The sequence below is a fragment of the Mycobacterium sp. genome (assembly GCF_008709575.1).
Classification (GTDB): Bacteria; Actinomycetota; Actinomycetes; order Mycobacteriales; family Mycobacteriaceae; genus Mycobacterium.
Map to the genome: position 1 here is coordinate 1 of NZ_VYIK01000571.1, position 504 is coordinate 504.

General features: G+C 64.9%; 1 pseudogene. It reads left to right on the top strand.

The window, feature by feature from the left end:
• Positions 1-246: pseudogene (locus F6Q13_RS20190) on the top strand (hypothetical protein); the annotation flags it as partial.
• Positions 247-504: the final 258 nt, after the last annotated feature.

The window sequence follows — 504 nt, forward strand, 5'->3', positions numbered from 1 at the left end:
GTCGAGCAGCCAATGTTGGCGATGTATGTTCGTGACAAACATCGCCAACAACAGTGGATCGAATCGGCGCAAACCCGGCTTTCAACGGCGGGTGCGGCGCGAGCCCTGCCGGTGGTTGACCTGCTGATCTGTGGACCGCGGCCGCTAGGGGGCCTAGTCGTCCTAGACGACGACGCCGGATACGACCTCGCAGAGCGCCACCTTCCCGACATCAGGGCGCAACGCGTCGTCCGCGCCGAGCAGTAGCGGTCTGTCGATGTGCACCGCCGCCACAGCCGCCTTCAGCCTCAATCGGGTTGCGAACTCGACCTGTGGCGTGGCAGATGACATTTGTGAGGTGCGCGGGCCTGTGTCGACGACGCTGTGACGGCGAGTACCAACAGCAGCGCTGCGGCCGCCGATAGGCATCGATCACCGTCTGGGTGAAGAGGTTTTGCGCCGGGTCGATCCGGGCCAGTCCATGCCCGACAGATGGTGGCCACCACCTCAGCCTCGGCGCGACGT